Source organism: Nocardia rosealba, assembly GCF_020216065.1.
Taxonomy (GTDB): Bacteria; Actinomycetota; Actinomycetes; order Mycobacteriales; family Mycobacteriaceae; genus Nocardia; species Nocardia rosealba.
The window spans coordinates 334200-341154 of sequence record NZ_JAIWNA010000004.1 but is presented as its reverse complement, the minus strand read 5'-3'; the positions used below and the strand labels follow the sequence as shown (position 1 = coordinate 341154).

9 protein-coding genes and 1 pseudogene are annotated in these 6955 nt (G+C 67.2%); 2 read left to right on the top strand and 8 right to left on the bottom strand.

All coding sequences use genetic code 11. From position 1 onward, the window contains the following. A pseudogene (locus LDL21_RS18445) lies at positions 1-256 on the bottom strand (DUF6223 family protein); the annotation flags it as partial. 528 nt (positions 257-784) lie between these two features. Here LDL21_RS18445 and LDL21_RS18440 point away from each other — a divergent pair. Beyond that, complete coding sequence (locus LDL21_RS18440) at positions 785-1873, top strand: sensor histidine kinase (protein ID WP_225281092.1); 1089 nt, start codon at positions 785-787, stop codon at positions 1871-1873. Continuing rightward, on the top strand, positions 1870-2532 hold the full coding sequence (locus tag LDL21_RS18435; RefSeq protein ID WP_225281091.1) for a response regulator: 663 nt from the start codon (positions 1870-1872) through the stop codon (positions 2530-2532). Before LDL21_RS18440 ends, LDL21_RS18435 begins: the two co-directional genes overlap by 4 nt. 188 nt (positions 2533-2720) lie before the next feature. On the opposite strand, the gene LDL21_RS18430 is transcribed toward LDL21_RS18435, so the two are convergent. The 7 genes from LDL21_RS18430 to LDL21_RS18400 form a co-directional block, all read right to left on the bottom strand. Next, a complete protein-coding gene (locus LDL21_RS18430) occupies positions 2721-3056 on the bottom strand; it encodes a hypothetical protein (RefSeq protein ID WP_181698034.1) in 336 nt (111 codons plus the stop codon). 26 nt (positions 3057-3082) lie between these two features. Beyond that, positions 3083-4324, bottom strand: a complete 1242-nt coding sequence (locus LDL21_RS18425; protein WP_225281090.1) for an oxygenase MpaB family protein — start codon at positions 4322-4324, stop codon at positions 3083-3085. A 466-nt stretch (positions 4325-4790) separates the two neighbouring features. Then, on the bottom strand, positions 4791-5189 hold the full coding sequence (locus LDL21_RS18420) for a DUF4870 domain-containing protein (RefSeq protein ID WP_225281089.1): 399 nt from the start codon (positions 5187-5189) through the stop codon (positions 4791-4793). 71 nt (positions 5190-5260) lie between these two features. Further along, positions 5261-5680 carry a hypothetical protein gene (locus tag LDL21_RS18415; RefSeq protein WP_225281088.1) on the bottom strand — a complete coding sequence of 140 codons (420 nt, stop codon included), beginning with the start codon at positions 5678-5680 and terminating at the stop codon, positions 5261-5263. A gap of 92 nt (positions 5681-5772) precedes the next feature. Continuing rightward, the gene (locus LDL21_RS18410; RefSeq protein WP_181698038.1) at positions 5773-6000 is read right to left on the bottom strand and encodes a hypothetical protein; all 228 of its coding nucleotides are present in this window, start codon (positions 5998-6000) and stop codon (positions 5773-5775) included. Beyond that, complete coding sequence (locus LDL21_RS18405) at positions 5997-6653, bottom strand: RNA polymerase sigma factor (protein WP_225281087.1); 657 nt, start codon at positions 6651-6653, stop codon at positions 5997-5999. Before LDL21_RS18405 ends, LDL21_RS18410 begins: the two co-directional genes overlap by 4 nt. Further along, positions 6650-6883: a hypothetical protein gene (locus LDL21_RS18400; protein ID WP_225281086.1), complete on the bottom strand. Its 234-nt coding sequence runs from the start codon at positions 6881-6883 to the stop codon at positions 6650-6652. The genes LDL21_RS18405 and LDL21_RS18400 overlap by 4 nt, the downstream gene beginning before the upstream one ends. Between the last annotated feature and the right edge of the window lie 72 nt (positions 6884-6955).

Below are 6955 nucleotides of genomic sequence, written 5' to 3'. Positions count from 1 at the left end.
CGGCGCCCCCGCCGTGGCCTACCTGCCCCGCCCCCAGCCCTAACACCGCTCGGGCCGCGGCGGGTCGGGCCAGCGCCCAGCCACCCGCGAGCACACCGAGCAGGCCGATGACCGCGGCCGATGACGCGACGAGACGACCGGAAGTCATGCCGTAGGACGCGGCGAGCGCAGTCGCCGCCGAAGCGGGGGCGGCCGTGCCGACGGCAAGCGGAGCGATGACAGCGAGCGCGGCCAGGGTGCGAATCGAGGTGGGCATGATGTTCTCCTTCGTGTGGACGTGTCAGTGAGATGCACGACCGGGCGGTCGTTGCACGCGCCGAAATCGATGTGGACGCGGCACCGGCCGATCGCCGACTGCGAACCGGAGGCGGAATCACCGCGTGGCGACGATCGACCTGCTTCGGAGTACGCCTCGCACGAGCGGCGCAGCCCACGAGCCGATGTGCCACCATCGACCTCCCCGGATGTCGAGGAGCGTCCCACCGCCGCGGGTGGTGGCGATCGGTTTTTGGAGTGCGCCGACGGGCGAGCGATATCGTTCACCGCGCCGATGTGCCGTCGTCGCCACCGGCTTCGTGCCGGAGGTCGTCGGCGATCAGTTCAAGAATGGCTGAAGCGCAGGGTCCGGTCATCATGCCGCAGTGGACAATTCGTGATGCTGCGGATGCGGTACCGACGGAGCGGGGCGGAGCCGTTCTTCGCTCGGAGTACCGCGTTCGTGGTAGTCGACGAGTCACCCAGCCGGACGACGCGGTCGATCGTGGGTCCGGGCTAGGGTGCACGGATGAGTAGGGCACGGGTGGTCGACTGGGTGGTCGCCGTCGGTGTGGCGGTGGCACTGCTGGTCACCGGGGTGAGCCGAGCGCACGGCAGCCCCGAGTGGCTCGGCTACGCGCTGCTCGTCGCGAGCGGTCTGGCCTTGGCCGGGCGTCGGCGTGCACCGGTGGCCGTGCTGGTGGTGACCGGGTTGTGCGCGGTGGGTTATCAGGCGCTCGGCTTCGACGTGCCCGTTGTGGCGTTCCTGTTCGCGGTGTATTTCGCGGTCCGCGCCGGGCACCATGTCGTGACGGTGATCGCGGCGGTCGCCCTGATCGTCGCATTGCCGCTGGCCGCCATGATCACCCTGCACGACACCGCCGCGGCCCTCGCTCGCGGTCGCGACGCACTCGAACTCGCCTGGTTGATCGCGGCGGGCGCGGCCGGTGAAGCCTTGCGGCAGGCCGAGCGCCGAGCCGACGAAGCCGAACGCACCCGCGAGGAGACCGCGCGCCGCCGAGCCGACGAGGAACGCCTGCACATCGCCCGCGAGCTGCACGACTCGCTCACCCACCAGATCTCGGTGATCAAGGTGCAGTCCGAAGCCGCTGTACACGTGGCACGCAAGCGCGGCGAGGACGTGCCCGCCGCCCTCCTCGCCATCCGGGACGCAGGCCGGGAAGCTGCCCGCGACCTGCGGGCGACCTTGACCGCCCTGCGCGACGACGAGGCACCACGTCCCGGCCTCGCCCACCTCGACGACCTGCTGGAACGTGCCCGCGCAGCCGGTGTGGCCACCTCGTTGACCGTCGAGGGAGACCGCACGGACGTGCCGGTGGCCGTCGACCGAACCGTGTACCGCATCGTGCAGGAAGCACTCACCAATACCACCCGCCACGCCGGCGCGACGACCGCGACGGTCCGCGTCGACTATCGAGCAGACGGTCTCGTCATCGACGTCGAGGACAACGGCCGCGCCGCTCCCGTCGGCACGGGCGGGGTCGGGCTACTCGGCATGCGTGAGCGGGTCACCGCACTCGGTGGACGCCTGCACACCGGGCCACGGCCGACCGGCGGTTTCGCCGTGCACGCCGAATTACCTTTGGAGCGATCGTGATTCGCGTTCTATTGGTCGACGACCAGCCCCTGATCCGCAGTGGGTTCCGCGCCCTGCTCGATATCGAGGACGATATCGAGGTGGTCGCCGAGGCCGGTGACGGTGGCGAAGGTGTCGACCTGGCCCGTACGCACCTGCCCGATATCGCGCTCGTCGACATCCAGATGCCACACGTCGACGGCATCGAGGCGACCCGCAGAATCGCCGCCGACCCCGCCCTTGCCCACGTGCACGTGGTCATCCTCACCAACTACGGCCTCGACGACTACGTGTTCGAAGCTCTCCGCGCAGGCGCCGCCGGTTTCCTCGTCAAAGACATCGAGCCCGAAGATTTCCTGCACGCCATCCGGGTCGCCGCCCGCGGCGACGCCCTACTCGCCCCGTCCATCACGCGCCGCCTCATCGCCCGCTATGTCACCGAACCACCCACTCCCCCAGTCGGTTCCGGTCTGGAAGAACTCACCACCCGTGAACGCGAGGCCGTCGCCTTGGCGGCACGAGGAATGTCCAACGACGACATCGCCAACCAGATGTTCATCAGTCCCCACACCGCCAAGACCCACCTCAACCGGGCCATGACCAAACTCCACGCCCGGGACCGAGCCCAACTCGTCGTCTTCGCCTACGAATCGGGCCTGGTCAGTCCCCGCAGCCGCTGAACCCCGCCCGGTGATGCTCGCGGCGGAGCTCTGCAAAGGGTCAGCCACCACAGCAATGCTGCGGTGGCTCGACGTGAAAGGAAGTTGGTCCAGGCCCCTCAGAACGAATGACAGTGCCCTGGTCAGGAGACGGAGTCGACTGGCCGCCGCCGGTTCGAGGTGAGCCCTCCGGCGGCGGCAAAGCCGATTCAGCTGTGTGGCAGGGGTTCCGAGTTCGCCACCGTGTAGTGGGCGCGCCCCGGCGAGCAAGGGCTGTAGAGCGACGACATGGTGGCGAGGTCGCAGATTCCGCTGGTCAGCATCTGGAAGGGTGTGATGCCGAGCAGAACGATGAGGCCTATCAGGTCGCCGTTCTGGGCGAGGTAGCCGGCCGACTGTGCTGCCGCCGACCCGGCGTCGGCTGCGGACGAACCGGTTTCGGATTCGGTGGCGATCGGCGCCGGTTGCGCTGCGGCGGTGGCCGTCGCGGTGAGTACGCCGGTCGCGACGATCGCGGCGGCGGTGAGGCGGAGGGTGGTACGCATAATGCTCCTCGGTCGGTGCGGGTGAATCAGCGTGGGGGAACGCTCATGTCGCGGTTCATGGTGGGGATCTCGATGCTGATCGGCAGGCGCAATTCGGCCAGATAGGTCAGCGCCGCCTTGCGCAGGAACTCGTCGAGCAGCCAGTAGGCGTCGGCCACCGGCGGGACGGCACCGAGCACGCCCTCGCGCACGGCGATGAACGGGCCCCAACTGAAGCGCAGCAACGGATCCCAGACCGGTTCGCGCGGGATGCCGAGACCGTCGGCGATCTTGTCGCCGAGCAGGAAGCGGGTGAACGAGCCGAGCACGGGCTTGGTCAACACAGCCAGGTCGATATTGGCGCCGAGGCTCAGCAGCCGGTCGGCGAGTTTCGCGCCCTCCGGGGTGGCGGCGATGATCGGGTCGAGCACTTGTGCCGCTTGGGAATTGGCGGCGGGCCAGGATTTCGGGATGTACTCGTCGCGCACGCCGAGCATGTGCGCGGCCACCTGCCAGGAATGCAGGAACGCTTCCGATTCGTACTGCGGGATGGGCACTTTCCAGTTGTTCAGATGCTTCATGACCGTGGTCGGCAAGCTGTGCCAGGTGACCATGATGTCGTTCTGGCTGATCGGCACGTCCTCCTCGGCCACGTGCACCCAGTGCGGCGACTGTGGCAGCAGGTGGCGCACCGCCGCGTGCACAAGGCGGGTCTTCACACAGGTGACGACCATTTCGCCATCGGGTGCGTAGGCGTTGGCACTACCGATGTCGTAGCCGAGTTTCGCGGTCTTGGAGATACGGTCTTCGAGGTCGTGGCCACCCTTGGAGTAGTAGACCGACCGTGCCTCCTTCGGGATGACGGTGCTCATCATCCCGCTGGCGAACCCGTACAGCACCCCGAGATACAGTCCGCGCTTCTTGTTGAATTCGATCGCGGTGTTCAGTTTCCCGTAGTCGGTCCACTGCGGCATCCGCCGCGCGTATTCCATGAAATCCCTTAGTTCCGAGGGCAATCCGTCGGGCAGCGGCTGACCGTTGCGCGTCCAGGTGCGCAGCAGTTCGTTGACCCGCGGCACCTGGCCGCTGTCGATCAGCCGTGCCACCACCGGGTCGGCCTCGGGATCCCACACCGTCAACGGGTCGGCCCCCGACCCCGACCCGGCGACTGATTCCTCCGGCGACCAACTCCACGGCTCCGCCCGCGCCGTCGTCGCCAACCCCAACGCCCCCAGCGCCCCCAGGACGCCACCAGCTTTCAGCGCATCACGCCTGTTGAGTCCATCCATTGCGTCACTCCTCGTCGAGTACAAGCACACCGCGACCGCAGGGAACGACCGATTCTGGTAGCCCGAGCACGCGCGGAATGAGTATTAACTTAACAGCGACGATCGCGGCTATGCAGGCGTTTTGCCGAGGATGGTCGGCAGCGCTCGATCCCAGAACTCAGCGGGCTATTCGGCCGTAACTTCTCCGATTGCAACCTGTTCTAGCCATATTTTCGACACCAGGGTCGTTAGCGACGACGGCCTTGTGCAACGTATACGGTCGCTACCCACAAGGCTGATGACGCCTACCGATGCCAGAAACAGCCAGTCACATAATTCGCAGTCGGCTTCGGAGCCGAGACGGGCGAGAATCGGGGGCATGCAGGACCGGGCTCCCCGAGCTCCTGCCGGACGGCACCGATGCCGACGGCCCGAGATGGACTCGGGCCGTCGGCTTCTCGGTGTCGTGGTTACTTCGGATACGCGGCTACTTGATCGAGCCGGCCAGCTGATCGGCGTAGGGTGCCGTGAACTTTCCGACGATGGGAAGTTCGGCACGGACACCGCCCTTGTTGTTCGCACCGACCATGGCCATGATCCAGACGACGAGCGCGAAGACCCCGAGCGCGAGCCCGGCGAGGCTGAAGATGATCCCCAAGGCCCCGAGGAGCGAGCCGGCGATGCTCAGGACGATGTTGAGTACCGAGACGGCGCCGAAGAAGACAATGGACTGTGCGGCATGGAATTTCACGTCCGGATCGTTCTTTCCCACGAAGAGGAAGATGATTCCGGTCAGCCAGCCCAGCGCGTACGACAGGATCGCGCTGGTCTTCTTGTCCAAGCCGGTGGACGGGGACTGGTTCGGGGGGAGCTGAGAAGATGTCATGGGTTCAGTAGACGGTGTCCCTCGCCGCCTACCGATCCCAACTTTCGACAGAAACCCCAGGTCGCGGGGGCTCAGGATCGGGCGGGCAGCCCGTTCGGGTAGGCCCAGGCCAGCCGGGTGAGCACCAGGGCCGCCGCCATGAGGCCGAAGTCGCGCAGGGCGATATCGCCGTAGCCGCCCACCATCAGCAGGTCGACGATGATCGTGCCCAGCCAGACCGCGACGAGCGGGGCACCGAGCCGAGGCAGCACCAGGACCGCGATGCCCGCGACGATTTCGATCACGCCGACGATCTGCATGGCGGTGTTCGCATCACCAGGGGCGAGGGTGTCGAACGCGTCGGCGAGATAGCGGGTCCAATCGGCGGTGAGGAGGGTGGTGAATTTGTCGATGCCGAACAGAATCGGGAGGACCCCGAATCCCAGCCGTAGAGCCCAGAAAGCTTGGTAGCCCGGATTTTTGACGGACACAGCGCGATCGGTGGCGGTCATGGTGTTCTCCTCGAAGTGGGCACGGCCGAGCGTCGGGCCGCGCGGAAGTGGTTCGTAGTGTTTGTTGCGGCGAGCGCGCCGTGTCTTACCGATCAGGACCTGTTCAGATCCTGGGCGAGCAGTTCGCGCAGGGTCTGTTCCTCCTCGGCGCACGCGCCGCAACCGGCCAGATGGATGCGCATGGCCGGGTCGTCGTAGCCGGGATCGGCGAGACGGCGCTCGACATAGACGTCGATGCGGTCGAAGCACTCGTCGCACGACAGGTAGGGGCTGGTGTCGGTCAGCAGGGCGTCGATCACCGTGGGAGTCGGATCGGTCATGGGGTGCTCCGATCGGGACGGTTGTCGAGATGCCCGCTCGCGATCAGAGCGGCGCGCAGCTTCCGGCGGGCATCGTGGAGTGTCTTGTAGAGGGCGTTGCGGGTACTGCCCAGCCGCTCGGCCAGCACGTCGATCGGCACCTGCTCCACCACCAGCGACAGCAGAATGCGGCGTTGGTGCGGCGTGAGTTCGCGGGAAATGGCCGCTTCGAGCGCGCGGGCGAGGTCGGCGGCGCCGGCGAGGGCGTCCGGGGTGGGTGCGGGATCGATGTGCCAGGCGAGGGCGTCGGGCAGCAGGATCTCGCGGTGCCGCCATGCCTGCCTGCGCACGGCCACACCGGCGATATTGACCCCGAATTTGTACGCCCAGGTGGTGAACCTGCTGCGTCCTTCGAAGGTCGAAAGTCGTTGCAGGACAGCTACAACTGCGTCGTCCGCGCACTGCTGGGCGAGGTCTTCCAGTTCGGTGGCGCCTGCTCCGGGCAGCAGGTCACGCAATCGCCAAATCTGATGCCGGGCGGCGCGCAACAACACCTCCCGCAACCGCCGCACCGCGTGCCGGCCCGCGGGCCCGTCGTCGACCAGGTCGGTGAGCCATTCCCGATCGGCGTCCGGCCGCGCGACCCCCGACGTGGTCGGCGGCAGCGTGCTCATCGCGGTTTCCCCGGCAACGGCGCCAGGATCCGCACCGCCAGCTCCGGCGCACAGCCCTGGTCGACGAGCTGCGACAACGCATGCACATCGACCTCGGGATCGGACGTCACCGTCTCAGCCAACCACGGCGGAAACCCCGACGCCACCAACCACCGGCTGCGCCATTCCCGCACCTCCCCCGGCACGGTGTCGACCGCGGACAACGCGGCCTGTGTGAGTTGAACAGTCATGATCTCTTGGTGTCGCGCGCCGCCGATTTCTTACCGGGTTGTTCGCGAGGCATTGGCGGGTCGCGAGGCCCG